Below are 24,050 nucleotides of genomic sequence, written 5' to 3' on the forward strand. Positions count from 1 at the left end.
ATGCGACACCGGTCGGCCGCGTCCTGTCCTGCCACCGTCGCCCGCGGCTCTCGCGCCCGCGCGGGGAACGTGCTGCCGCCCGCGATCAGTCGGCGACGGCCTCGATCAGCGAGAACGGTACGGCGTCGACGAGCGGCGTCACCGACGTCAGGGAGAGGCCGGCGCGCCCGCACACCTCCGCGAAGTCCTCGCGGGTGCGCTCCCTGCCGCCCAGGTTCACCAGCATGTTGAGGTCGCTGAGACAGGTGATCCCGGCGTCGCTCGCATGGTCCTCGGCTGTGGTGCCGACGGACTCGGGCAGCACGGGCTCCACGATCAGGACGATCCCCCCGGGCGGCAGCACCTCGCGGCAGTGCGTCAGGATCGTGACCGCCTGTTCGTCCGACCAGTCGTGCAGGACGCTCTTCATCAGGTACACGTCCGAGCCCTCGGGGACGGAGCGGAAGAAGTCCCCCGAGCGCACGGAGCAGCGGTCGGCCAGCCCGTGTCGTTCCAGCGTCTTCGGTGCCCCGGCCAGGCCCTGCTCGGTGTCGAAGACCACGCCGGTGAGTTGTGGATGCGCGCCTAGCACCGCGGAGAGGAGGGTGCCGTCGCCCCCGCCGACATCCGTGACCGACGTGAACCGTTCGAAGTCGAAGGCGTACGGCAGCACGGCGGCCGTCTCGGCGACGGCTTGGCTCATCGCCGCGTTGAACTGCGCGGAGAGATCAGGGTGTTGGGCGAGGTGAGTGAAGAAGTCCGTGCCGAAGACGCCGTCGAACGCGACCTCCCCGGTGCGGACGCTGCCGTCCAGGTGCTCCCAGGCACGGATGATCGCCGGCTCGGTGAACATCCGCACGAACGAGGTGAGCGACTCGGGGTGCCCGGGGTCGAGCAGTGCTCCGGCCGAAGTCACCGAGAAGGTGTCGGGGGCGTGCTCCGTCAGCAGGCCGAGGCCGGCCAGAGCACGCACCAGCCGCGCCATGGCCTGTGGTTCGGCGCCGGCGTCGGCGGCCACCGCGGCGGCCCGGCGCGGGGTGTCACCGACGAGCTCCACCACCCGCAACCGGACCGCGGCGCGCACGGTCTGCGCGGCCATGCTCCCGAACGCGAGCCGGGCGATCAGGTCGCGGTCCGCCATGGCCACTGTCTGGACATCGGTGTTCGACACAGGTGCTGTCCTTTCGTGTGGGGTGATACGTGCGTGAACCGGCGTGTGCGGGCGCGTGTGACTGTCCTTCGGCGCGCGGTGCGCGTCAGCCGGCGGTCGTGTTCATGTCGGCCAGGGCGCCCGGCGTGCAGCCGGAGAGGGCCAGTACATCTCGATGGAGATGGGACTGATCGGCGTATCCGCAGGTCAGCGCGATGTCACTGACACGCTCACCCGCGCACAGCGCGCGGGCGGCCCGGTCGAAGCGGACCAGCATGGCGGCCCGCTTGGGGGTGAGGCCGATCTGGGCACCGAATCTGGACCACAGCCGCTTGCGGCTCCATCCGCAGGACGTCGCGAGGTCGGCGACCCGGACCCGCCCCCGACTGGCCACGATCGCGTCCCACGCGGCGGCGACCTCCGGCGACATGGCCGGCGCCTCGACGGCCCGCCGCGTGAGGAACTCCTCGGTCAGCGCGAGGCGTTCGTGCCATGTCCCGGCGTCGGTCAGCCGCTCGCCGAGGCGGCGCGCGCGTGGCCCCCACAGGTCGTCGAGACCGGTGACGGACCCCTGCAGTTCGCAGGGGGAGACGCCCAGCAGCGCGTATGCGGCCCGGGGCGACAAGTGCACCTCGACGCACTCGACACGCTCACCGCGAACACGGGCCGGCCCCGGCGACAGCGAGGCCACGAGGCCGCGCATGGATCGGTGACCGGTGGGGCTCTCCACCGTGAGCGGGGTGTCACCGAGACCGATGACCAGGATCACGGCGGGCTGGGGGAGTACCCGCAGGTCCAGCCCTACGCCGGCGCGGTCACGGAATCCGGCCATCCGCACTCCGTCGAGTGACCTGCCGCCGAGCGGGTGCACGATCTCCCAGCCGGCGTCGGCATCGCGATCCACGGGAGCGGCGGCCCCGGCCTCATGTGTGCGCATGCCTCTACGGTCGCCGAGATCGGCCGTCCTGTCTTGGACGAAAGTTCCGCGGACCTGGACGGCCGGGCGGGCGGGGCCCGCCCGGCCGTGCTGTCGGCCCCGGGGATCAGGCCGTGGCCGGCAGCACGTGGTCGCCCACGCCGTCCGTGCTCAGGCACAGCGAGCAGACCACCGCGTCATGGGTGGCACAGGCGGTGAGGTCCGGGCGCTCGTACGGCTGGTGGCAGACATGGCAGTCGAGGGTGAGGGCGCTGGGGTTGCCGTCGCCGTCCAGGAGGGGCTCGTCGATGCCGTCGTCGGTGCGGCGCAGGTAGTACCGGCCCTGGGTGACGACGGCCATGAGCGGGGTGAGGAGGAAGGCGATCACGGCCGCGGCGACGGGGGAGTACGGCTGGAGGGTGTCACCGAGGGCGTGGAAGTACATGGCGATGGACAGCCCGGAGGCGGCGCCGAACGCCACGACGCCGACCGGGTTGACGGCGTGGAGCATGCCGCGGCGGAACTCCGGCTGGAGCGGGGAGAGCTTCAGCAGGTACTTGTTGACGCCGATGTCGGTGGCGACGGTGACGACCCAGGCGATGGCACAGTTCGAGTAGAAGCCGAGGATGCTGTTGAGGAAGCTGAACATGTCGGCTTCCATCAGGATCAGCGCGAACGTCAGGTTGACCAGCACGAAGATCATGCGGCCCGGGTAGCGCTTGGTGACGCGGGTGAAGGAGTTCGTCCACGCCAGCGAACCGGAGTACGCGTTCGTCACGTTGATCTTGATCTGGCTGATGACGACCAGGACCACGGCCAGCGGGACGACCATCCAGGACGGCATCATCGCGTCGAAGGCGCTGCGGAACTGCTGGATCGGCTCGGGCGCGGCGGCCGGTCCGACCTCGGCGAGGATGTACACGGCGAGGAAGACACCGATGGCCTGCTTCAACGCGCCGAGCACCACCCAGCCGGGCCCGGCCATCACCACGGCCGTCCACCAACTGCGCTTGTTCTCCTCGGTCTTGGGCGGCATGAAGCGCAGGTAGTCGATCTGCTCGCCGATCTGCGCGATGAGCGACAGACACACGCCGGCGCCGAGGAGCACGGAGGCGGTGTTGACGCCGCCCTCGCCGTCGGTGCCGGCGTAGGCGAGGAAGCGGTCGACCGTGCCGGGGTCGGTGGCGACCAGGTAGACCAGCGGGCCGACCATCAGCAGCAGCCAGATCGGGGTGGTCCACACCTGGAGCTTGCTCAGCGCCTTCATGCCGTAGATCACCAGCGGGATGACCATGAGGGTGGAGACCAGGTATCCCAGCCACAACGGCATTCCGAGGCCGAGCTTCAGCCCCTGGGCCATGATCGAGCCCTCGAGGGCGAAGAAGATGAAGGTGAAGCTGGCGAAGATGACGCTGGTCAGGACGGACCCGTAGTACCCGAAGCCGGAGCCGCGGGTGATCAGGTCGAGGTCGATGTTGTAGCGGGCGCCGTAGTACGCGAGCGGAAGGCCGGTCACGAAGATGACGACGGCGGCGACGGCGATCGCCACGAGCGCGTTCCCCGTGCCGTGGGCCAGACCGATGCCGGCGCCGATGGAGAAGTCGGCCATGTAGGCGATTCCACCGAGGGCGGTGGTGGCCACGACCATGGGGCTCCACCGGCGGTAACTGCGCGGCGCGAAACGGAGGGTGTAGTCCTCCAGCGTCTCCTTGACCGCTTGGTCGGCGACGGCCGACGTCGTCGACATCGTCGATCGTGACTCGGTGGTGCTCATCACGCCTCCCGGTGGGGCTGGGTGCGGGTGCTGCGTCGAAGTGGGCAGCCCCGCATGGCGTCATCGGCACGACGGGGAGTATGACGGGCCGTCATGAGTGCCTTCGGCGGCCTGTATACGACTGTGATCCCACAGCCGGTCACGTTAGATAGCTGTTGTTACCACCGGTTTCGCCTTGTCGTGAACACGATGTTTCGGCGTCGCACGCAGCGCGTCGGCGGCCTTGGCCACCCGCACCGCCGGGTCGATCCAGTGAAGCGCCGTCGCCGTCGCCGACACGACCACGTCATACGACACCTCCGGCAGCGGCCAGCGCTCGAACTCGGCCGTCACCACCTCCACCCCCGCGGCCCCGGCCAGATCGCGGCGCGCGATCGCGGCCATCCGCGGCCCCGCCTCGACGGCCGTGACCCGACACCCGCGCCCGGCGAGCGGCACCGTCGCCTGACCGGTCCCGCAGCCCACCTCCAACACCCGACTGCCGGCCCCGGCACCGGCGAGCTCGTCCAGATCGTCGTACAGCTCCGACGGATATCCGGGCCTGGCCCGGTCGTACCGCTCCGCGTCCTCGTCGAATGTGCGGCTCAGGCGGGTCCGCAGGGATTCCTCGGGCCGGTCGTCGCGTTGCGCGCGCGTGAGATCGTCGGGCATGGGGGTCACGCTGGCGAGAGGGCTCCCCGCCGGCGCGACGGTTTCCCCGCACCCTGCCTTTCCGATGGGAGAAGAATGCGGCCGCGTTTCGAACGACCTGCAGACCTGGCCGAGTCCGCAGAGCTTGCGGAACGCCTGCGCCACGTCTACTGGATCGGCGGCGGAAGCGGCGCGGGCAAGTCGACCATCGCCCGCCGGCTCGCCGACCGGCACGGCTGGCGGCTCTATGCGACCGACGACGTGATGCAGGATCACGCCCGCAGGAGCACGCCCCAGGAAGCCCCTCTGCTCCACCAGTTCATCGCCATGGACATGGACGAGCGATGGGTGAACCGCTCCCCGCAGGTCATGCTCGACACCTTCCACTGGTTCCGAGGCGAGGCCTTCGGCCTGATCGTCGAAGACCTGCTGCGCCTCCCGCAGGAACCACACATCGTCGTCGAGGGATTCCGCCTGCTGCCGCACCTCGTGAAGCCGCTGCTCGCCGCCCCCGAGCACGCCGTCTGGCTCCTTCCCACACCGGAGTTCCGCCAGGCCGCCATGCGGAGCCGGGCCGCGCCGGGGGAGGGGTTCGTGTGGAAGACCAGTGACCCGGAAAGGGCCGGCCGCAACATGGCCGAACGCGACCACATGTTCACCATGCGCCTTCAGAGGGAGGTCGAGCGCCTCCACCTCCACGCCATCCACGTCGACACCACGATGCGGGAAGACGCTCTCGCCGAGCGGGTGACCACCGCATTCCGGCTCTGACTCCGATCCGCCATCGGCCGGCGCGAAACCCGCGCCGGCCGACACAGCTGCGCTGTCAGTGCCTCAGCACTCGCCGCGCCATACGACCTTGACGATGCGCGTGCCCGGGGCCGCGTTCGCCTTGTAGGCGCCGGGGCCGGGGTTGTAGTGCAGGCAGGCCGTTTCGCCGCCCCCGCCGGGCGAGGTGTAGGTCACGTCGACGTGGTCGGCACCCGGGAAGCGCACCCCGTTGTTGAACGCCGAGCGGAAGGCGACGTTTCCACTCCAGTTGCCCTTGGTCTTCACGACGAGCCGACCGGTCTGGTTCTCACCGCTGTAGGCGCAGAAGTACTCCTTCCCACAGCCGGGCGGATTGGCCTCCGCCGACGCGCCCGGCGCGGTGACCAGCACGGTGGCGAAAGCGGCAGCCGCCACTGCCCCGACGGCAGCTTGTTTGCGCATGTCGTTGTTCCCCCTTGGTCGGAATACCGAAGATCTTGGTCACGTACGCGTCTCAGCCTGCCTGTCACCGACCGCCCTCCGCCAGAAGATTCGATCCACGTCGAAAGCGAATGCTGACGGGCATGGCCGACGGCGCGCGCAGGCGATCCGCACGGGAAAGAGGTTGCGCGGCATGCGGATCGATCTGAAGGGCCGCACCGACCTGGTCACCGGTTCCACCCAGGGCATCGGCGCGGCGATCGCCGCCGGCCTGGCCCGCCCCGGAGCCCGCGTGGGCGTGAACGGCCGCAGCCCGGGGTGGAGGACTTCGTCCGCGAACTCGTGGACCGCGACCTGCCGTGGGACGAGGCCCAGCGTGCCTTCATGCGCGAGCACCGCCCACAGAGCCTGCTGCAACGGCTGATCGAACCGGAGGAGATCGCACACATGGTGGTCTACCTCAGCTCCGACCAGGCCTCATGTCAGAGGCTGGCGAGCAGGTCGTTGAGCGGTGTGGGTACCTGGTCGGGGCCGAGGGCCTCGGTGAGGACGCGGGCGTAATGGATCTTGCGCCCCTTCTTGGTGCCGAGGAAACGACGCAGCTGCTGCCTCGGAGCGCGGTCCTGTTGCGCGGGCTGGCGTAGGAAGGTGTGCAGGGCGCGCTGGTCGTCCTGGGCGTGGACGAGTTCTTCGACGCGGTCTGTGCCGAGCGCGCGGATGAGTTCGTCTTCGAGATCGGCGGTGCAGACGAAGATGTCCGGCTGCGCGATGCCGGTGCTGTGCAGGGCGCGGCTGTAGTAGGGACGTTCTGCCACGTCGCAGAGTCCGGTGAGCCGCAGGCCGAGGCCGGCTGGTCCGAGGAGCCGGGCATAGCGTGCGATGCTCATGGCACCGCCCATGGCCACGAGACAGGCGCCCTCGGCCGCCAGGTCCCGACCGCGCCGCTCGGCCAGCGTGCCGACCGCGGCGGCGTCGCTGGGCCCTTCGAGCAGGACGACGGTCCGCACGGACAACTCGGCGGCGAGTTCGCGCGCGGGGCGGCCGGGGCCGCCGGCCGCCCATGCAGTGACTGCTTCCTTGAATGCGCCCATGTCGGCCATGGGGACGAGTGTCCGCCCGTGTGCGGCTGCCGTGCCAGGCGTTTTCCGACGTGGGCGGCCGTGCGCTGTCGGTGGTGCCGTTGGTCGTCGTCGGTTCGACAGGCGGGCGGGCCAGGGCAAGCGGTGACGCGGGCTGTCCGAATCTCCCCGTTGCGTGCAGACGGGGACAGGCCGGTGGGATCAGAGGCGGACGCCGAGCCGTTCGAGCATGGATCACTCGCTGCCGGTTCGCTCAGTCGAAGGGAACGGCGTCTGTCGGGGCGGTGTGCCAGTTGGTGACGATCGGGTTCTCGACGGTGATGGTGCCGACCGGCAGGGAAACCGGGTTGGGGTCGTCGTCACCGACGCCGACGATGATGCTGTCCAGTTCCTTGCCGCCGTTTCCGCTGGTGGTCTTGGGGTTCACGCCGGCGTACGCGGTGATGCTCCCGCTGAGCTTTATCTGCTTGCCGACGGACTGCTCGGCGGGACCCGCCTGGGTGCCGTCGGATCCGAACGCCACGGTCGGCAGCGCGGCGGGCAGGTAACAGGTGATCCCCGACTTCGCCTTCGCGGTGATCAGGATGTATCCGCCGGCCTGGGTCTCGGACCTGGTGCTCCAGGAGATGTCGTTCGCGCCGCAGGTCTGCCCGACCGGCTCCCGCCCGCCGGTGCCGGTGTGGGCACCGGAGCCGGCCCCGTCGCTGGATCCCTGGCCCGACGCGTCAGAGCCCTTGTCGGTGCCCTTGCCGCCGCCTGCGGTCGACGATCCGGACGGGGTGGCCGCATCGCCGGCCGGAGTGGCGGACGAAGACCCCTGCGCGGCGCCGCTGTCCGTGGACTCGCCCGAGTCCTGGCACGCGGTCATCAGCATGGCGCCGCCCACGAGGGCTGCGGAGACGAGGATGGTCTTGCGACGGTTGCCGGACATGAAATCCCCCTGGGTGATCGGTGGTTGACGCCGAAGCGGTTCGGCTTCTCAGTGCCTTTCTCGATCACTATGAGGAGTCTGCGAGCCGAGGGGATCCCGGTGCCTTCGTTCCAGGACAACGCTGTCACGGACTGGTGACATGATCACGAAGCGGATATGGAGGCGGCACGGGATGTTACGTGCCCGTCGGAACTCTCCAAGCTCAGGCCAGGGACTCGAAGTAGGCCTTCTGCGCGGGGTAGTAGTCCTCGAAGTCGGGCCGTGGCCCGCCCGTGCGTGCGGCGGTGAGCATGTCCAGGTAGTACTCCCAGCCGGGGCCGGTCTCGCCGAGGTGCTCTGTGGAGGCGAGGTGCTGGACCAGCCGGAGTTCGGTGGTGCCGTCGGTCTCGGCCAGCAGCAGTTCCATCGACCAGGATCCGGCCTCGTCCTCCATCGAGACGGCGAGCCGACGCGGCGGTTCGCAGGCTTCGATCCGGAGTGGGCACCAGGGCGCCGACTCCTCGAACACCATCTGCACCTCAACGGTGCGGCCGGGAGCCGCCTCGCCGCGCCACGGGCCGAACCAGCGGGCGGTGCGCTCCGGCTCGGTGACACTCGCCCAGACGTCGTCGGCGGAGGCGCGGTAGACGCGCGTGAGGATCAGGTCGTACCCCGTCGGCGTGGGGATGAGCTGTCCGGTGGGTTCGATGGTCATGCCGTGTCCTCCTTGGGGTGGCGTGCGGAGCGCTGATCGTTGGCGGAAGCGGCCCGGCCGCGGTCCCGTCGGGTGCGGTGGACCTCGGTCTCCAGCGCCGCCAGACGCTGCGGCCAGTCGAGGCGCTGGGCGTCGAACTGGGCGAGCCAGGCGGTGAGGTCATCCAGCCGGGAGCGGACGAGCGAATAGCGCCGATGGCGTCCGACCTGCTGGTCCCGGACCAGGCCGCTCTCCCGCAGTACGCGCAGATGGCGACTGACCGCAGGCCGGCTGATGGCGAACCGGGCGGCGATGTCGCCTGCCGTGAGCGGGGTGTGGCGCAACATCACCAGGATCTCCCGGCGTACCGGATCGGCGATGGCGCTGGCCACCTCGCTCAGTTCGTCCACAGCAAAAGCGTAACCTATAGGTTACGCATCAAGCCGACAAGAAGCCATCAGCCATGGCGCGCGACTTGATGCTGCAGTCACACGCGGGGGTGGCCACCCCCACGATCGGTGACCAGCGACGGGCACGGTGACCGGACGGACCGTCTCTGACGGCGACGTTGTGAAGCGGCAACCGAGTCGGACGTGGAAGGGGAGAGGGATGAAACGGCTGTGGGGGCCCGGCGGTGGTCGTCGACCAGGAGCAGAACGAGGGCGAGGACTACGAGATCTCCAGCCTCGACTGCGCCTATCCCGCGGAGGGCCAGACGCCGGGACCCGCCGGCTACTCACGCCTGCCGGAGCGGGATGAAGAGTGAAGCGGCGCAGCGGCAGTGACGCCAGGCAAAGGCTCCTCAGAACCATGACAAACTCTACATACGGGAGAAGTGATGGTTGGAGGAACGGGTGGACTTCGACGCTGTCGCCGACGAGCTGTACGGCCTGCCACCGGGCGACTTCATCACCACCCGGGACGAGCGCGCCAAGGCCGCCCGCGCAGCGGGGGACCGGGATCTGGCTGAACGGATCCACCGTCTACGCCGCCCCTCCGCGTCGGCGTGGGCCAGCAACCTGCTGGTACGCGAGCAGCCGGACGAAACCGAACGTCTGCTCCGGCTCGGCCAGGCGCTGCGGCAGGCTCATCAGGACCTGGACGGCGAGCAGCTTCGGGAACTGTCGGCACAGCAACGGCAAGTGACCTCCGCTCTGGTTCGGCACGCCGGGCAGTTGGCCGCCCGGGCAGGGCAGCGCATCAGCGAAAGCGCCCAACGTGAGGTTCAAGAGACCCTGCACGCGGTGCTGGCCGACCCGGAGGCCGCTCGGCAGTGGGCCCGTGGCCGTCTGACGAAGCCGTTGAGCGCCCCGGTCGGATTCCCCGCCCTGCCCCAGACGCCCCGGGCGCCGAAGACGGCCCCGGCCGCCCGCCGCGATGCCAAGCGGGCCGGCCAGGTGGTCGATCTGAACACCGCGCGCGCCCGCCGCAAGGAGCAACAGGAGCGCCTCGAGCAGGCCCGCCAGCAGGCCGCGGACGCCGAGCGGGGGCTGGAGGAACGTGAGAAGGAACTGGCCGTGGCCCGGGAGGCACAGCGCGCGGCGGAGGAACGTCGGCAGCAGGCCGAGCAGCGCCTCGCCGAGCTGTCTCAGCAGATGAAGGAAGCCGAGAGCGAGCAGCGGCAGGCCCGGGATGCCGCCCGCCGTGCGCGTGACGACACACGGGACACCGACCGGGCTGCCCGCGAAGCCCGGCGCCGGGCCAAGAGCGCCGCCACACGTGCCAGGCAGCTCGCCGAACAGCTCGTCCGCAAACGCTGAGGACCTGAAAGCGCCGCCGACGCCGGAACCGGCACCGGCACGTCTGAAACGACCTGCCACGTACCGGAATTGGCGGCCCCAGGGTCGCCAGGAACGAGGCCGTACACGGGCCCGGCCGGCCCCCGAACACGTTTCGGGCGCCGTGCGCGCTCCCGGGGCCGACCATCCCCCGACAGGCCCTCAACGACCCGTTCACAGCCTCCACGAAGTGCCTCTGACCTGCTGTTCTCCTGGATTCCGCCTACGCTGGGGAGATCTGCCGGACACCATGGGAGGGGTCTTCGTGAGTGGGGATGGCATGGAGTACGAGGCTGCCCGAATCGAGGTGCTGGAGGGGCGGGAAGCCGTTCGCAAGCGGCCCGGGATGTGGGTCGGATCGACCACGGAACATGGCGTGCATCAGCTCGTGCTCGAGGTCGCGGGCCGGGCGGTGAACGAGGTGCTGGCCACGGGCGCCGGCTGCGTCGATGTCACGCTCACGTCCGACGGCGGGGTGCGCGTCGCTGACGACGGGCCGGGAGGCGCCTTCGAAGCCGGGGTCGCCGCAGACACTGGTGGCCCAGGCCTCGAGGCCCTGCTGACCAGCCTGCACACGGAGTCCGAGCCCAGTGGCCGACACGTCGTGGCGCTGGGCCATCTCGGTATCGGGCTCTTCGTCGCCAACGCCCTGTCGAGTCGGCTGACGGTCGAGGTGCGGCGCGACGGGGTCAGCCGGGCCCAGGAGTACGCGCGCGGTGTCGCCCTCGCCCCGCCCGCCGCCGTGGGACCGGCGACCGGCAGCGGGACGACCATCGCCTTCTGGCCCGATGCCGAGATCTTCGAGACGACGCAGTGCTCGTTCGCCGTGCTGGCAGAGCGCTTCCGCCAGGTGGCCTTCCTCAACCGGGGACTGGAGATCTCACTGACAGACGAACGCCCGGCGGCAGGGGCGAGGGTGGCGCGGTTCCGGTTCCCGGACGGCGTACGGGACTTTGTGGCGGCCCTCGACGCGGAGACTGGGGCGCTCCTCCATCCGGACGTCATCGGCTTCGAGCGGGAGGACCCGCGGATGGCGGGGACGATGGAGGTGGCCCTGCTGTGGAGCGCCTCCCGTGTGGAGCGGGTGCACAGCTTCGCCAACAGCCGGGCCACTCCTCAGGGCGGCACACACGCGGACGGCTTCCGCGACGGGGTCGCGGCCGCGGTCACCGCGTATGCCCGGAAGCGGGGGCTGCTGACGGCGGCGGATCCCGGTCCCGTCGCCGACCGGATCGGTGAGGGCCTGACGGCGATCGTGTCGGTGAAGCTGGACCGTCCCGAGTTCTCCGGCGCCACGCGCGGACTGCTGGGCGACGCCGAGGTGCGCGCCTGCGTCGGGGAGGCCGTACAGGAACATCTCGGCTGCTGGTTCGAGGAGCACCCGGAACGGGCCGCGGAGGTCGTCGACCGGATCGTTCGCGGCATCCATCAGGACTGAACAGCAACAGCAGCGGACGGCTGGGCCTTCGCACAAACGCCCACAGCGGGCCATGCCATGCGACCTGCTTGGACGCCCCCGCAAACCGGCTCGCCACTGTGCCGCCGCCGACGAGCGTGAGCAGCACCGTCCGCACTGTCAGCGTTCCGCTGCCAGCCGGACGCCCAGACCGATGAACAGACTCCCGGTCGCGGTGTCGATCCGGCGCCGCACCACCTGCCGTTCACGCAGCCAGCCGCCGATGCGCCCGGCCAGGATGCCGACCGTCCCGTCGGCGAGGAACTCCAGGACGATCAGGACGCAGCCGAGGACGGCGAATTGCACCCACACCGGACCCGCCGCCGGGTCGATGAACTGAGGCAGGAACGCGACCATGAACGTGAACGTCTGCGGGTTGGCCGCCGAGGACACCACGCCGTTGAGGAACGCGCGCCGCCCAGACATCCCGCCGGCGGCCGGATCGTCGGCCTGTGCGTTCTTGCGCTTGCGGATTATCTGGACACCGAGATAGACGAGATAGGCGGCCCCGGCGAACCTCAGCACCGTGAACACGACCGGGAACGCGGTGAGCAGGACGGCGAGCCCGGCGGCTGCCGCGACGACGTACAACGCGTCCCCCGTGATCACCCCGAGGGTTGCCAACAGCCCGGCGCGGGCCCCGCCCCGCATGCCGCATCCGAGTACGAACAGCATGTCCGGCCCTGGTGTGACCAGAGCGACGATCGTGGTCACCGTGAAGACGGTGAGCAGGTGAGGATCCACGGGCATTCGGCGAGCCTTACGCCTGACGCTCGGCCAGGCAATCGATTATCCGGCTCAACTGTGGTGAGGCGCGTACGCATCGGTGAACCTCGAGGAGTTCGTGCAATGAGCGGACGCCCGCGCGTGCACGAACTCGCCGATCACCCGCTTGGTGATCTCGGGCCGCCCGTCCCCGCCGCGAGCGCGTCGTACACGTACTCGTCGAGGCCGAAGGTCGTCAGCATCAGGACCTTCGTCGTCCCGGCGGCGATGCGTACCGCCTGCACACCGTCCTCGGCCTCGCCCCACGACCTCGATGTCCTCCTGAGTGTCGCGCGCCACCGGCCACACGAGCCGGGCGAACTCCCAGTCAGGCCAAGCGGCTCAGCAGGTCGCGCGCCTCGACCCTGGCGGCGGACACCACCGGCTCGCCGAGCCCGCACAGCCGCAGACACGATGACGCGATGGCATCCGTGTCGGCGGCGTCCGGCTCACGGGAACGGCGTAGCTGAATGACGACCTCTACCAGCTGGATCAGCAGTTCGCCGATCCGCTCGGGCCGCAGGCCGCGGGCGACGTCCGCGGTTGCCGCCAAGGTGCCGAGGGCCCCGTAGCTCTCCTGCAGTCGACCCCGGTCGGCACGGAAGGCGTCGAACCGCTCGGACAGCACCTCCGGCAGGAGATAGAGCGTGCCGATGTTGTACGGGGTGCGGGACAAGGTGCGTACGTCCGTCGCCGCCACCGCGTAGAGAGCCGCGGCCGCGGTCGCCCGCTCCGGCACCCACGCCTGGATCCGCTCCACCATCTCCAGGCTCGGCCGGACCGAGGTGGCCAGCAGTTCGGCGAGGATCTCGTCCTTGGTGGCGAAGTGGTAGTACAGCGAGGCCTGTCTGATGCCCACCCGCTCGGCGATCACGCGGGTGCTGGTGGCGGCGACGCCGCGTTCGACGAAGAGCGCACCGGCGGCGTCGAGGATCTGTTCCCGAGCGGAGATGCCGGGGTCGGACGGCGGCGTGTGCCGGGGTCTTCCTTGGCGGGGCCGCGTCGCGTTCATGATCCCATCCTGCCACCTCGGCGGGCACCCGGCCGTGGCCGGTACCAGGGTGCCCGCCGGTGCCGGCCCGGCTCCGGTCACGGGGACGCCAGATAGGCCCGCCAGCCGCCGTACCGGGTGATGTCGGGGGCGCCCTCGACGGCGTACGGCTCCACCAGGAAGCCGCTGATGTGCCGTCCGTCGGCCAGTTCGACGGTGCCGATGGCCAGGGGCGCGGGAACAGCGGCGGTCAGCGCCCCGAACCCCGCTGCCGGCAGCCGCCAGATCTCGCCCTCGATGCCCGAGCCGTCTTCCGCCCCCGTGTCACCGTGTGGGCCGGTTCCGGTATCCGGCCCGCCCTGAGCGACCCTGACCAGGCCCGGCTTGGCCGGCTCGGTGGCCAGGGCATGCAGCCTGTAGTTGCCGGCGGTGCGTGCTGGGCCCACCAATGTGCCGCCCGCCTGGACCAGTTGGGCGTTCAGGGGTTGTCCGGTGAGGTGCGCGCCGACCACGAAGAGGTCGAGCCCCGGATCGGCGAACCGTTCGGCCAGGGCGGCCAGGGCGCGGTCGGAGAACGCGGGGCCGGTGAGCATCACACCGAACGGCAGGCCGTCCACGGACCCGGCGGGAACGGCGAGCGAGGCGTAGTCCAGCAGGTTGGCGAAGTTGGTGAAGCGGCCCATGCGGGCGTTGGCACCGACCCGGTCCGCCGCCACCTCGTCGAGCGTGGGGTGCCAGGTGGTGGTCGGGGTGAGGAGCGCCGCGCAGCCGTCCAGGGCCGTACGCGCGGCGGCGCCGAGGGCGGCGAGCCGGGCGGTGTCGGCGGCCCAGTCGACGGCGGTCTTCTCCCGGCCGGCCAGCACGATGGCGGCGACGGTGGGGTCGAGGTCCGTACCGATCAGGTCGCGGTGCTTGTCCAGGTGCTCGCCCACCGCGGCGTACCGCTCGGCCACGAACGCGCCGCCGTACAGCAGTTGCGCGGCCTCCAGCAGCGGGGTGACATCGGTCTCGACGATCTCCACTCCGGTGCCCGCCAGGCGGGCGACCGCGGCGTCGAAGGCCTCGCGCCAGCCGTCGGCCATGCCCTCCAGGTGCTCCGGGGCCGGGACCGCGACCTTGGGGCGCGCGGGCGGCGGCGGGAGCTGGGTGCCGGTGCGGGAGAGCGGGTCGGCAGGGTCGGGGCCCTCGACGATCTCCGCGGCCGTGCGGGCGAGCCGCAGGTCGCGGGCGAAGACAGTCACGCAGTCGAGGGTGTAGCACGCCGGGACCACACCGGTCACGGGCACCAGGCCCTTGGTGGGTTTGACACCGACGATGCCGTTGAGGGCGGCGGGCACCCGTCCGGAGCCGGCCGTGTCGGTGCCGAGCGCGATGTCGGCGATGCCCAGCGCGACCGCGACGGCGGAGCCGGATGACGACCCGCCGGAAACGCGGGCCGGGTCCCAGGCGTTGCGCACCGCGCCGTAGGGGCTGCGGGTGCCGACCAGGCCGGTGGCGAACTGGTCCAGGTTGGTCTTGCCGAGAACCAGCGCGCCGGCCGCGCGCAGCCGTGCCACCGCGGGCGCGTCGCACCGCGGCAGGTAGGCGTAGGACGGCGCGCCGGCGCTCGTGTGCAGGCCGGCGACGTCGATGTTGTCCTTGACGGCCGCGACCAAGCCGGCCAGTGGCAGTCCGGGGTCGATTCCGGCGGCTTCGGCGAGCACCTCGTGGCGGGGCCTGAGATGGATCCAGATCTCGGGCCGGTCGGCGGATTCGATGCGGTCGTAGGCGGCCTCGGCGCGTTCGACCGGGGTCATGGCGCTCATGCCTTCACCGTCGCGAGGACCTGGCCGGGAGCGACCTGCTCGCCGGGTTTGACGTAGATCTCCAGGAGCGTTCCGGCGGCGGGGGCACTCACTTTGGTCTCCATTTTCATCGCCTCCAGCGACAGGATCGGGTCGCCTTCGGCGACGGTGGTGCCCGGTTGTGCGACGGTCTGCCAGACGGTGGCGGTGAACGGGGCGGTGACCGGGACCGCGCCGTCGGGGACGGTGACGGAGCCGGCGGCCGGGGGTTCGGGACCGTCGTCCCGGTCGAACTCGCCTGCGGCCCGCCAGCGTTCCTTCTCGGCCTCGAACGCGGCGCTCTGCCGCTGCCGGAAGGCGGTGATCGAGTCGGCGTTGGCGGTGAGGAAGGCGTTGTGGTCGGCGATCGAGAAGACGCCCTCCTCCGTGTCGAGGGGACCGCGGCCGGCGTCGGTCTCGGCGCGCAGTTCGAGGAGTTCCTCCGCGGTGACGGGGTACCACTCGATGCGGTCGAAGAAGCGCAGGGCCCAAGGGGAGTCCTGGAACAGGCCGCCCCTGCGGAACCGGTTCCAGATCTGCACGGTGCGGCCGACGAACTGATAGCCGCCGGGGCCTTCCATGCCGTAGATGCACAGATAGGCACCGCCGATGCCGACGGAGTTCTCCGCGGTCCAGGTGCGGGCCGGGTTGTACTTGGTGGTCACCAGGCGGTGCCGAGGGTCGAGCGGGGTGGCCACGGGGGCGCCGAGGTAGACGTCCCCGAGGCCCAGTACCAGGTAGGAGGCGTCGAAGACCGTGCGGTAGACGTCGTCGGCGCTCTCCAGGCCGTTGACACGACGGATGAACTCGATGTTCCACGGGCACCAGGGGGCGTCGTCACGCACCCCGGCCATGTAGCGCTCGATGGCGAGGCGGGTCGCCGGATCGTCCCAGCTGAGCGGCAGCCGTACCGTGCGGGAGGGGACCACCAACTCGTCGGTGGGCGGGACCTCGTCCTCCAGTTCGCGCAGCAGCGCGGTGAGGTCGCGGGCCCTGAGCCGGCGGGCGTCGGTGTGGATCTGCAGGGAACGGATGCCCGGGGTGACGTCGACGATGCCGTCGGGCGCGTGCGCGGCCAGGGTCTCCCGCAGGGCGTGCACCCGCATCCGCAGGCCGAGGTCGAGCGTCATGGGGCCGTACTCGACGAGGACGTTGTCGTCGCCGTCGCGGCGATAGGTCACGCCGGGGCGCGTATCGGTGGCCTCCAGTCGGCCCAGTACGCCGTCGTCGCCGTCTCCGCCCGCGCTGATCAGCGCGGGCGAGGCGCGGCGGGCGTCGAGGGCGGCCGCCTCGGCCTCCTTGACCGGTACGAACCGGACCGTGTCGCCGGGGCGGAGCTGGCCGAGCTTCCACAGCTCGCCGCTGGCGACCACCGCGGGGCAGACGAACCCGCCCAGGGACGGCCCGTCGGGGCCCAGGACGATCGGCGTGTCGCCGGTGAAGTCCAGAGCGCCCACCGCGTACGGCGTGTCGTGGATGTTGGACGGGTGCAGTCCCGCCTCGCCGCCGTCCTGGCGGGCCCACCGCGGCCTGGGTCCGATCAGGCGGATCCCGGTGCGGGCCGAGTTGTGGTGCACCTTGTAGTCGGTGGCGTAGAGGGTGTCGATGTCGTCGCGGGTGAAGAACTCCGGTGCCGCGTGCGGTCCTTCGGTGACACCGATCCGCCAGCGCGAGGTGATCGCGGGGCGGCGCTCGGGCGGGGTCGGGCCACCGGGGGCGCCGGTGGACGCCGCGGGCCGCAGCACGTCTCCGGCGAGCAGCGCCCGGCCGCCGTGGCCGCCGAAGCCACCGAGGGTGAACGTCGAGGCGCTGCCCAGGTATGGGGGCACGTCGATGCCGCCCCGGACGGCCACGTAGGTGCGCAGGCCGGGCCCCTGTGCGGCGCCGAGCGCCAGGGTGGCGCCGGCCGGGACCGGGACCGGCTCCCACAGGTCCGCCATGGCGCCGTCCACGGTGACGGGAACGGGGGCGCCGGTGACGGCGACCACGGTGGCGGCGGAGAAGCGCAGAGTCAGGCCGCCGGCGGTGACTTCGAGCGCGGCGGCCTCGGCCGGGTTGCCGACGGCCAGATTGGCCTCGGCGAAGGAGACGGTGTCGAAGGGGCCGCTCGGCGGAACGCCCACGTGCCAGTAGCCGAGCCGGCCGGGCAGGTCCTGGACGGTGGTCATCGCGCCGGGCACCAGGACGTCGATACGCGGCTCGGGGTCGACGGTGGTGTCGAGCGTGCTCGTGCTGTGCGCGGCCTCGCGCACCTCGCCGCGCACGGTGAGCGAGCGCAGCAGGCCCAGGTTGGTCACGATGCCGTCGATCCGGCTCGCGCCGAGGGCCTCCCCGAGTACGTCGAACGCGGTGTCGCGGGTGGCGCCGTGCGCGATCACCTTGGCGAGCATGGGGTCGTAGAATGGCGAGACCTCCAGGCCGGTCTCGACGAAACCGTCCACCCGGACACCAGCCATCTCGTCGCTGCCCTGGCCGGGGAAGACCGCCCGGGTGATCAGGCCCGAGGAGGGCAGGCAGTCCTTGCCGGGGTCCTCGGCGTAGACCCGGGCCTGAACGGCATGTCCGGTGGGCGTCCACTCCCGCTCGAACACCGCGTCGTCGACCCGGCCGTCGCGGGCCAGGGCGAGCATGAGTTCGACGAGGTCGACGCCGTACGCCTCCTCGGTCACCGGATGCTCGACCTGGAGCCGGGTGTTGACCTCCAGGAAGCTGGCTTCTTCGCGCGCCGGGTCGTAGACGAACTCCACGGTCCCCGCTCCGCGGTAGCCGACCGAAGCGAGCAACTGGCGCGAGGAGTGGTGCAGCAGCGCGCGGACACGGTCGGGCAGGTCGGGGGCCGGGGCCTCCTCGACCACCTTCTGGTTGCGGCGCTGCAACGAGCAGTCACGGTCGCCGATGACGGCGATCCGCCCGGTGCCGTCGCCGAAGACCTGCACCTCGACATGACGGGCCGGGCGCACCAGGCGCTCCAGGAACAACCCGGCCGACCCGAAGTTGGACTCGGCGAGCGCGGCCACGCGGCCGAAGGCCTCGCGCACCTCGTCGGCGGTGACACACGCCTGCATGCCGATGCCGCCGCCACCGCCGGTGGCCTTGACCATCACGGGCAGCCCGATCGACTCGGCCGCGGTGACGGCCTCCTCGGCGCTCGTGAGCAGCCCCGTCCCGGCCAGCAGCGGTACTCCGGCCGCCTCGGCCAGGGCGCGGGCGGTGTGCTTCGCGCCGAAGGCGGTGATCTGGTCGGCGGTCGGCCCCGCGAAACGCAGGCCGGACTCCTCGACGGCGCGTGCGAAGGCGGCGTTCTCGGAGAGGAAGCCGTAGCCCGGGTGGATGATTCCGGCGCCCGTGTCGAGGGCCGCCTCGATGATCGCGTCGCCGCGCAGATACGAGTCGCGGGCGGGGGCCGGACCGAGGCGGACCGCGTGGTCGGCCTCGCGGACGTGTGGGGCGGCCCGGTCGGCGTCGGAGAAGACGGCGACGGTGGCCAGGCCCATCCGAGCGGCCGTGCGGATGACACGGCGGGCTATCTCACCGCGGTTGGCGACGAGAACGGCGGTGGGGCGGGTCACGCGGCGCCCTCCGGGGTGCCGGGGCCCCGCGCGGGTCGCCGGCTCGCGCCGTCGGGGCTCGCCGGGCTCGCCGGGCTCGCCGGGCTGGGCGGGCTGGGCGGGTCCACGACGATCATCCGCAGCGGGGTCGGATTGAAGTCGTTGCACGGGTTGTTCATCTGCGGGCAGTTGGACACCAGCACCAGGACGTCCGTCTCGGCGCGCACCGCGACCCGGCGGCCGGGCGCCGACATGCCGTCCACGATGCCCAGCGCGCCGTCCGCCTCGACGGGCACGTTCATGAACCAGTTGAGGTTGGAGACGAGGTCCCGCACCCCCAGGCCGCGCCGGGACGCCTCGGCGAGGAAGTTCTCGCGGCAGCCGTGATGGAACATCACATGGTGGCCGTAGCGCAGGGTGTTGGACTCCTTGCCGCACGCGCCGCCGATGGTGTCCTGACGGTCGATCTCGTTGGCGACGACGGTCATCAGCGGTCGGCCCTCGTTGCTGCGCAGGACGGTGCCCGTGCGCACGTAGGCGTTGCCCTGCCAGGCCAGCGTGTCGGGGACGCTGTAGCGCTCCTCCGGGTCGTCGGCGTTGTAGAGCACGCAGTCGGCGGACTGGTTGCCGCCGACGTCGACGATCGTCAGGACGTGCCCCTCGGCCACCACCGCCGACCAGGGCGCGTTGGGTGACACCTGCTCGTCCAGGACTACGGCGCCCTCGACCAGGCTCGCTCCCCAGTCAAGGGCGGAGCCCTCCGCGTACACGGCACCGACCGGGACGGTGGAGGCGACGGTGCCGCCCGACGCGGTGGGGTGGGTCTTCACGGTGTTCACGGTGTTCGCACCGGGCGTGGCGGGCGCGGTGTTCTCGGTCTGACTGGTCGCCATGTCACAGCCCCCGGGCTTCGCAGTAGTCGACGGTGTTGAGGTACGCCCGGTGCAGCTCCGGCGTCGCGGTGAACCGCTCCTCGTCGGGACCGGTCGCGGCGCCGCGCCAGGCGTGCACCCGTAGCGGTCCGACGACGTATCCGGGGCGCGGGTCCAGCGGATGAGCGACGTTGGCGACCAGCACCAGGAGGGGCATCTCCGCGACGAGTTCGACATGCGCGCCCGGGCCCGCGCTGCCCTGCCAGGTGAGGGCGCCGTCCGCCTGGACGCGTACGCCCTGGAAGAAGGACACGCTCGGCGGCAGATCACGCCGGTTCAGACCATGTTTGGCGGCCGCTTTGACGAAGAGTCCGCGGCCCGACGGGGACGGTCCCTCGGGGCGGGCGTCCCCGTACTTGCGGGCGTTCCAGGCGTCGGTGGTGGTGCCGCAGAAGGCGTCGTGCCGACCGGAGGAGTCGCCGGAGACGACGGCCATGATCCGGCCGTCACCGGACAACAGCGGGTGGTTCACGCCCAGGTACGCCTGCCAGGGGATCTTCTGGGTGTCGGCGACGTTCAGCCGCTCGACCGGTTCCAGGGCGTTGAAGAGCAGCAGATGCGCGCAGGCGTCACCGGTCGGGTCGTCGAACCGCAGCCGGCTGCCGCGGGCGACGACCTTGTGGGTGTAGCCGCCGGGTGCCACGGTCTCCGCCCACACCAGGGCGGCCCGGTCCACTCCCGGCGGGCAGTGCGGGCCGGCGGACGCCGGGAGATACGGCATCCACTCGCCCGCCTGCCCGCCCTGTGCGCGGGCGTCGTCGCGGGCGCTGTGGACACTGTCGGTCAGGTGCAGGTCACGGACCTTGGCGGGGGTCTGCTGCTGGAAGGGGCTTTCGGCGGGCTGCTGCTCGCCGGAGCATCCGGTGTGTTGCCCGCCGTGCGGAGTGTCGGCCGTCGGCCCTTCGGTCGTCGTCATCATGGGTGTGCCGTCGTCCCTTCGTCGGTGCGTCGTCAGCGCGTCCGGTGATGCGTGCCGGGGCGCGTACCGCCGAGCCGTCAGGCGGGCTCGGGGACGGCCTCGGCGGGCGGCTCGAGGTGGGTGTGGGGAACGTGTCGCAGCTCGATCCGGCGGTGCAGCCGGCGGGCGAGGAAGTAGCCGGCACCGACGGCGAAGCTGAGCCCGATGAACAGCAGTGCGCTCCACTGCAGCCACCAGGTGCCCTCGGTGAGGTCGTAGATCTCCGCGCGCGGCCACAGCAGGTTGACCGCCATGCCGACCTGGAAGAGCACGGCGAGTGTGTTGACGACCGTGCCCCAGCGCCCCAGTGAGAACAGTGGCTGCCCCGTCTCGTCGACGCCGGCCGGGAGCCGGTCGGTGCCCCGGTACCGGATCCGGGCGACCAGCAGCGGCAGCGTCACACCCAGGTAGGCCAGGTAGAGCATGGCGATGCAGAGGCTGGAGAGCGCGGTGAAGATCGCCGACTGGTGGATGTTGACCAGGAGCGCGGTCGCGGCACCGACGCCGACCACGATCGAGGTGATGATCGGCGTGCCCGTGCGGGCCGACACCTTCCCGAGGTACCGGTGGAAGGGCAGGGCGCCCTCGCGCGCCATGGAGTAGATCATGCGGGCGCCGGAGGTCTGCACGGCGAGGGTGCAGGCGAACACCGCGACCGCGACACAGCACAGCAGCAGCCGCCCCAGAACGTCTCCGAGCCGGTCGGTGAGCACCCAGGAAAGGCCGCCTGCGGCCAGGTTGCCGTCGGTCAGGCTGCTTGCCGCCAGCAATCCCGAGAGGATCAGCAACGCGCCGCCGATGCCGGAGATGACCAGCGCCCGCAGGATGGTACGGGGAGTGGTCCGGCGTGGGCTGTGCGTCTCCTCCGCCAACTCGCCCGCCGAGTCGAAGCCGACCATGACGTACGCCGCCATCAGCGAAGAGGCGAGGAAGGCCCCGAGGTAGCCGCCCTCCCCGGCCCAGCCGGTGTTGTGGACCACCACCTGCGGGCCCCGCTCGGGCAGGAAGAAGAGCACCAGCACCAGCGCGATCACACCGACGATCTCGATCATGACGCCGATGCTGGTGGCGGCGGCCATCTGACGGATGCCGAGGATGTTCACGACGGTGGTGATCACCAGCAGGACGCAGCCCAACAGGACCGCGTTCTGGGCGCCGGTGGGGGAGGCGACCGACGGGTCGGCGTCCGCTCCGCCGACGATCTGGAAGCCGGACCAGATGGCCGGCAACACCGCCTGCGCGGCGATCGCGGCCGCCGCGACGGTGAGGATCTGCCCAATGATCATGATCCAGCCGGTGAACCAGCCGACCGTGGTGCCGGCCAGTCGGCTCGACCACTGGTAGATCACCCCGGAGATGGGCCAGCGCGCGGCCAGTTCGGCGAAGCACAGCGCGACCAGCAACTGGCCCACGAACACCAGCGGCCAGGTCCAGAAGAACGCCGCCCCACCGAGGCCGAAGCCGAGGCCGAAGAGCTGGAAGACGGTGGTGAGGATCGACACGAAGGAGAAACCCGCGGCGAATGACGCGAAGCTGCCCATGCCGCGGCGCAGTTCCTGGTGATAACCGACGGGAGCGGTGCTGGTGGCGACGCCGTCGCCGGGATATGACGCAGGGGTGAGCTCAGATCGGTTCATCACCGCACCTCCGAACGGGGTTACCTGTCGAGTGACAGGTATTGCGATGGTGGGGCGGACTGGTCTCACTGCAGAGTCACGGGCGTTAACGTCGTGTAACCGGTGCCGCTCGGGCGTGATGGACACCGTGACGCCGGCTGTCGCCCCGGGCGGCGTCAGCAGAATCGGGCTCGTCAGCGACTGGTGGCGAAGGCGGCGAGCACTGAGTTCTTCTCAGCAACGGTGCTGCGCCGGTTCGTCGATGGCACCCGGCTGGTCCGGCCGGGCCGCGAGCACGACACCACCTGGGCCCGGGCCCACGGCCTGCTCGACGCCCTGAACCGGCTCTCCGCCACCCGGTCAAGAAGCCCAGAGGCGGTGAACTCGCCGAGCCCGCCGAGGCGTTCAACGCCGTGGTCCGAGACGCCCACGCCGTCGCCGAACGCGCCAACGCGCTGCTGAAGGTCACCTTCAAGGCGACATGCACGGTATGCAGCACGGGCTGCACTCCGCGCTCAAGCCTCGTCCGGCTGCTGAATCCCTCGCTCCACGCGTGCGATTGCCGCCAATTCTCCCGCTGCCGGATCGTCAGGAATTGCGAATGATCGCTCCGTATCTCCGGCCGGGCCATGAACCCGTCTCCGAAAGCTACCGAGGCGAGGGCAAAACCGACGCCAAGGACGCCGCCGTCATCGCCGACCAGGTCCGCGTGCGCCGCGACCCGCACCCGCCCTCAGGACCTTGCTGACCGGCTACCAGACCCCAGCTGCCATCCGCCTGATCGGCGCCCAGCGGCAGGAGACCTGGCCGCGCACCCGCCACGTCGTGCGCCGCGACCATCACGCCTTCGACGACCGCAGACGCGCCGAGGGCGAGGAACCAGTGGCTCCGTACCGTCCAAACACACGAACCGAGGGCCGCCGCGTTCGAATCGTTCATGAGCTGCGGCAGCACCGCTCGCCGGTGCTCAGTGGCGGTACGCGGCTGTCGCGATCTCGATGAAGGACCGGATCAACGGGTTGGTGTCCCCTTCATTCCACACCGCCACCACTCGGCTCGGCGCCATGTCGATCAGCGGTACCACGGCCAACTCCGCGGGCAGGTCGTGTCCGAGCGGGGCCAGGCCGACGGTGCCGTTCCACAGCACGGCCTGCAGGCACTCCTGGACGGCACGCACCACGGGGCCCTCGCGCGGCCTGCCGCCGTTCCAGTACGACTGCCAGTCGGGGTCGGTTCCCTGCGGGAACTGAAACCAGCGGCGGTCGCTGAGGTCGGCCAGCCGCAGCCGGTCGCTGCGGGCCAGCGGATCATCGGCGCGCAGGACCACGCCGACCTGATCGGTCCGCAGCACACGCACCGTCAGGGCGGTCTCGTCGAACGGCGCTCGAGTCAAGGCGACGTCGACCGATCCGGCGCGCAGCCCGCACGTCGGGTCGGTCAGATCGGTGTCGCGGATGCGGATCTCGATGCCGGGGTGGCGCCGGCGGTAGGCGGCGGCCAGCCTGGTCACTCCCGGGTCGGTGCCGTCACCCAGGATGCCGACGGTGATGGTCGTGCCGCTGGCCGCCGCGCTCACGCGTTCACGGACGCGGTCGGCATGGTCGAGCAGGGCCCGCGCCTCGTCGAGCAGCACCGTGCCCACCGGCGTGAGCATGACGCCGACAGGCGAGCGGGCGAACAGCAGGGCGCCGACATCGGCCTCCAACTGCTTGATCGCCCGGCTCAGCGGCGGCTGGCTCATGTGCAGTCGGGTGGCGGCCCGGCCGAAGTGGAGTTCCTCGGCGACCGCCACGAAGTAGCGCAAGGTCCGCAGCTCCACGCTGCAACGATACCCACCAGGTATCGGCGCCGTGGGATAGG

The 24,050-nt window shown here is 71.1% G+C and carries 21 protein-coding genes and 4 pseudogenes; 7 read left to right on the top strand and 18 right to left on the bottom strand.

What is annotated here, in order from left to right:
- Positions 1-85: 85 nt before the first annotated feature.
- From IM697_RS21525 to IM697_RS21540, 4 genes and pseudogenes are all read right to left on the bottom strand, one after another.
- Positions 86-1,120, bottom strand: coding sequence for a methyltransferase (locus tag IM697_RS21525; RefSeq protein ID WP_194049801.1), 1,035 nt, complete (start codon positions 1,118-1,120; stop codon positions 86-88).
- 115 nt (positions 1,121-1,235) lie between these two features.
- Positions 1,236-2,066 carry a helix-turn-helix domain-containing protein gene (locus IM697_RS21530; RefSeq protein WP_194049332.1) on the bottom strand — a complete coding sequence of 277 codons (831 nt, stop codon included), beginning with the start codon at positions 2,064-2,066 and terminating at the stop codon, positions 1,236-1,238.
- 106 nt (positions 2,067-2,172) lie between these two features.
- The gene (locus IM697_RS21535) at positions 2,173-3,819 is read right to left on the bottom strand and encodes an allantoin permease (RefSeq protein ID WP_194049333.1); all 1,647 of its coding nucleotides are present in this window, start codon (positions 3,817-3,819) and stop codon (positions 2,173-2,175) included.
- Positions 3,820-4,023: 204 nt separating this feature from the next.
- Positions 4,024-4,470 (bottom strand): annotated as a pseudogene (locus IM697_RS21540) (class I SAM-dependent methyltransferase); the annotation flags it as partial.
- Between the two features lie 75 nt (positions 4,471-4,545).
- Here IM697_RS21540 and IM697_RS21545 point away from each other — a divergent pair.
- A complete protein-coding gene (locus IM697_RS21545) occupies positions 4,546-5,220 on the top strand; it encodes a shikimate kinase (RefSeq protein WP_194049335.1) in 675 nt (224 codons plus the stop codon).
- Positions 5,221-5,283: 63 nt separating this feature from the next.
- Here the strand turns inward: IM697_RS21545 and IM697_RS21550 are convergent, their stop codons facing one another.
- Positions 5,284-5,661 carry a peptidase inhibitor family I36 protein gene (locus IM697_RS21550; protein WP_194049336.1) on the bottom strand — a complete coding sequence of 126 codons (378 nt, stop codon included), beginning with the start codon at positions 5,659-5,661 and terminating at the stop codon, positions 5,284-5,286.
- A gap of 172 nt (positions 5,662-5,833) precedes the next feature.
- Between IM697_RS21550 and IM697_RS45915 the strand changes: the two genes are divergently transcribed.
- Together IM697_RS45915 and IM697_RS21555 are read left to right on the top strand one after the other, a co-directional pair.
- Positions 5,834-6,064, top strand: coding sequence for a hypothetical protein (locus IM697_RS45915; RefSeq protein WP_407699640.1), 231 nt, complete (start codon positions 5,834-5,836; stop codon positions 6,062-6,064).
- Positions 5,956-6,201, top strand: a pseudogene (locus IM697_RS21555) (hypothetical protein); the annotation flags it as partial. The gene IM697_RS45915 and the pseudogene IM697_RS21555, both read left to right, overlap by 109 nt.
- Here IM697_RS21555 and IM697_RS21560 read toward each other — a convergent pair.
- From IM697_RS21560 to IM697_RS21575, 4 genes are all read right to left on the bottom strand, one after another.
- Positions 6,123-6,740, bottom strand: a complete 618-nt coding sequence (locus IM697_RS21560) for a TOPRIM nucleotidyl transferase/hydrolase domain-containing protein (protein WP_194049337.1) — start codon at positions 6,738-6,740, stop codon at positions 6,123-6,125. The pseudogene IM697_RS21555 and the gene IM697_RS21560 overlap by 79 nt on opposite strands.
- Before the next feature lie 232 nt (positions 6,741-6,972).
- Positions 6,973-7,650 (bottom strand): DUF4232 domain-containing protein, encoded by a 678-nt coding sequence (locus tag IM697_RS21565; protein WP_194049338.1) that lies wholly within the window; start codon positions 7,648-7,650, stop codon positions 6,973-6,975.
- A 202-nt stretch (positions 7,651-7,852) separates the two neighbouring features.
- A complete protein-coding gene (locus tag IM697_RS21570; RefSeq protein ID WP_194049339.1) occupies positions 7,853-8,344 on the bottom strand; it encodes an SRPBCC family protein in 492 nt (163 codons plus the stop codon).
- Entirely contained in the window at positions 8,341-8,733 is a 393-nt protein-coding gene (locus IM697_RS21575) for a metalloregulator ArsR/SmtB family transcription factor (protein WP_228044807.1), read from the bottom strand. Before IM697_RS21575 ends, IM697_RS21570 begins: the two co-directional genes overlap by 4 nt.
- A gap of 224 nt (positions 8,734-8,957) precedes the next feature.
- Here IM697_RS21575 and IM697_RS45450 point away from each other — a divergent pair, with 224 nt between their 5' ends.
- The 3 genes from IM697_RS45450 (at position 8,958) to IM697_RS21585 (ending at position 11,539) form a co-directional block, all read left to right on the top strand.
- Entirely contained in the window at positions 8,958-9,089 is a 132-nt protein-coding gene (locus tag IM697_RS45450; protein ID WP_265582728.1) for a hypothetical protein, read from the top strand.
- An 88-nt stretch (positions 9,090-9,177) separates the two neighbouring features.
- Positions 9,178-10,083: a coiled-coil domain-containing protein gene (locus tag IM697_RS21580; protein WP_194049340.1), complete on the top strand. Its 906-nt coding sequence runs from the start codon at positions 9,178-9,180 to the stop codon at positions 10,081-10,083.
- A 394-nt stretch (positions 10,084-10,477) separates the two neighbouring features.
- Positions 10,478-11,539, top strand: coding sequence for a DNA topoisomerase subunit B (locus tag IM697_RS21585; RefSeq protein ID WP_228044809.1), 1,062 nt, complete (start codon positions 10,478-10,480; stop codon positions 11,537-11,539).
- Positions 11,540-11,677: 138 nt separating this feature from the next.
- Here IM697_RS21585 and IM697_RS21590 read toward each other — a convergent pair whose 3' ends face one another.
- The 8 genes and pseudogenes from IM697_RS21590 to IM697_RS21625 all read right to left on the bottom strand — a co-directional run bounded on the left by IM697_RS21590 (position 11,678) and on the right by IM697_RS21625 (position 22,211).
- Positions 11,678-12,307, bottom strand: coding sequence for a LysE family translocator (locus IM697_RS21590; RefSeq protein ID WP_194049342.1), 630 nt, complete (start codon positions 12,305-12,307; stop codon positions 11,678-11,680).
- A gap of 155 nt (positions 12,308-12,462) precedes the next feature.
- Positions 12,463-12,631 (bottom strand): annotated as a pseudogene (locus IM697_RS46130) (response regulator); the annotation flags it as partial.
- 19 nt (positions 12,632-12,650) lie between these two features.
- The gene (locus tag IM697_RS21600) at positions 12,651-13,334 is read right to left on the bottom strand and encodes a TetR/AcrR family transcriptional regulator (protein ID WP_194049343.1); all 684 of its coding nucleotides are present in this window, start codon (positions 13,332-13,334) and stop codon (positions 12,651-12,653) included.
- 77 nt (positions 13,335-13,411) lie between these two features.
- Positions 13,412-15,109 carry an allophanate hydrolase gene (locus IM697_RS21605; protein WP_194049803.1) on the bottom strand — a complete coding sequence of 566 codons (1,698 nt, stop codon included), beginning with the start codon at positions 15,107-15,109 and terminating at the stop codon, positions 13,412-13,414.
- A 5-nt stretch (positions 15,110-15,114) separates the two neighbouring features.
- Complete coding sequence (gene uca, locus IM697_RS21610) at positions 15,115-18,705, bottom strand: urea carboxylase (RefSeq protein ID WP_194049344.1); 3,591 nt, start codon at positions 18,703-18,705, stop codon at positions 15,115-15,117.
- The gene (locus tag IM697_RS21615; protein WP_322734565.1) at positions 18,702-19,577 is read right to left on the bottom strand and encodes an urea amidolyase associated protein UAAP2; all 876 of its coding nucleotides are present in this window, start codon (positions 19,575-19,577) and stop codon (positions 18,702-18,704) included. The genes uca and IM697_RS21615 overlap by 4 nt, the downstream gene beginning before the upstream one ends.
- 1 nt (position 19,578) lies before the next feature.
- A complete protein-coding gene (locus IM697_RS21620; RefSeq protein WP_322734566.1) occupies positions 19,579-20,535 on the bottom strand; it encodes an urea amidolyase associated protein UAAP1 in 957 nt (318 codons plus the stop codon).
- A 77-nt stretch (positions 20,536-20,612) separates the two neighbouring features.
- Positions 20,613-22,211, bottom strand: coding sequence for an amino acid permease (locus IM697_RS21625; RefSeq protein ID WP_194049345.1), 1,599 nt, complete (start codon positions 22,209-22,211; stop codon positions 20,613-20,615).
- A gap of 616 nt (positions 22,212-22,827) precedes the next feature.
- Here IM697_RS21625 and IM697_RS45920 point away from each other — a divergent pair.
- A pseudogene (locus IM697_RS45920) lies at positions 22,828-22,920 on the top strand (IS110 family transposase); the annotation flags it as partial.
- Between the two features lie 237 nt (positions 22,921-23,157).
- Here IM697_RS45920 and IM697_RS21630 read toward each other — a convergent pair.
- Positions 23,158-24,009: a LysR family transcriptional regulator gene (locus tag IM697_RS21630; RefSeq protein WP_228044811.1), complete on the bottom strand. Its 852-nt coding sequence runs from the start codon at positions 24,007-24,009 to the stop codon at positions 23,158-23,160.
- Between the last annotated feature and the right edge of the window lie 41 nt (positions 24,010-24,050).

It is taken from the genome of Streptomyces ferrugineus, assembly GCF_015160855.1.
Taxonomy (GTDB): domain Bacteria; phylum Actinomycetota; class Actinomycetes; order Streptomycetales; family Streptomycetaceae; genus Streptomyces; species Streptomyces ferrugineus.